The 1315-nt window shown below is 69.2% G+C and carries 2 protein-coding genes; both read right to left on the reverse strand.

The window, feature by feature from the left end; translation table 11 throughout:
* The coding region (locus ACWGJ2_RS40490; RefSeq protein ID WP_453351426.1) for a hypothetical protein at positions 1-554 on the reverse strand (554 nt) is incomplete at its 3' end.
* Positions 555-607: 53 nt separating this feature from the next.
* Complete coding sequence (locus ACWGJ2_RS40495) at positions 608-880, reverse strand: hypothetical protein (protein WP_453351427.1); 273 nt, start codon at positions 878-880, stop codon at positions 608-610.
* Positions 881-1315 lie beyond the last annotated feature (435 nt).

A 1315-nucleotide genomic window follows, 5' to 3' on the forward strand; every position in this document is an offset into this window, starting at 1 on the left:
TTGTGGATCGAGTGGCGCCGCCCCGGGTTGTACTTCCGGTCGGTGACCTTGTACTTGCCGAACGGGACATTGCCGACGACGACATCGAAGTCTTCCTCGGGCGGCCGAGTCTCGGCGAAGGACTCGGCGAGGATCTGCGCGGTCGGGTAGAGGGCGACGGCGACGGCGGCGGTGATGGGATCGACCTCGACGCCGACGATCTCGGCACCGGCGGGGGCATCGGCGAGAAAACGCCCGCTGCCCACGCCTGGTTCCAGCACCCGCAGCTGTGAACCGGCCGGTACGCCGAACCGCTGCAGCGCCCGCCAGACGATGCGGGCGTAGGCGGGGTCGGTGTAGTGGGCGTTGAGGGTCGAAGAGCGGGCCTTGGCGTACTCGTCGTCTGGCAGGATGGCCCTCAGATGGGCGCGTTCGGCCGCGAAGGTTGGGGCGAACCTCTTCCGCTTGTCGAACAGGTACGGAGTGGCGCCCCAGCCCGTCCACTGCTGGAGCACCTGCCGCTCGGCATCGGTGGCTGGCCGGTTCTCCGCCCGCAGCCGCAGCACGACGTGCACGGCCGCGATGTTCGCGGCGACCCGCTCCCGCTCTGTACGAGGCCCGGGCCGTGCTACTCCCGGCCCGGCTCCATGTCCAGGAGCACCCTCTCCCTCAGGACTTCGCCCTCGGCTGCCAAACGCGAGGTGTTCAGCCGCTGCAGGCGCTGCAGGTATCCCTCCCCGTTCAGCGTCGGGCCCGCCAGGTCCCGGGCCCGGGTCTCGTTCTCCGTCGAGATCTCCTCCCCGAGTTGCGTGAAGAACTCCTCCGGGTTCTCCAGTTCCCCGAACGCCTGGGGCTTGTGTTCCCTCCAGTGCGTCATCGCCTGTGCGCCGTACCGGTTCACCCTCGAATTCCCCTGCCTGCTCGGCACTGTTGGACCTGACGGACGGGGCCGGGCGCCCCGTCTCATCCTCTCGCGACGCCGTGGCGTCCGGGCGTGCTGCGGCCCCGTCCCGCGCCAGAGAGCCCTGGGTACCGAAATCCAGGCCGGGCAGGAAGCCGCTGTCGTTGATCGAATTGTCGTCGGGGGGGTGCTGCGGTGTACTCAACGCCTGCTCCCAGCGTCGGAAAGGGCGGGTGTATGCATCGGCGCTCCACCGAGCTCCTGGTGGACTGGATCAGATGGGGGAGGGCGGCACAGCGAGTTCTCGAACGGCGGCGGAGACCCCCGGGGAAGGAGTGGCAGGCCGATGGATCAGCCCGCGGAGCACGACCTGTTCGGCCTCGTCTCTGGCAGCAAGGAGCCGTCGGGAGTGCTGTTCACCGCTCTCACCGTCGG

This window comes from Streptomyces sp. NPDC054796 (assembly GCF_053611545.1).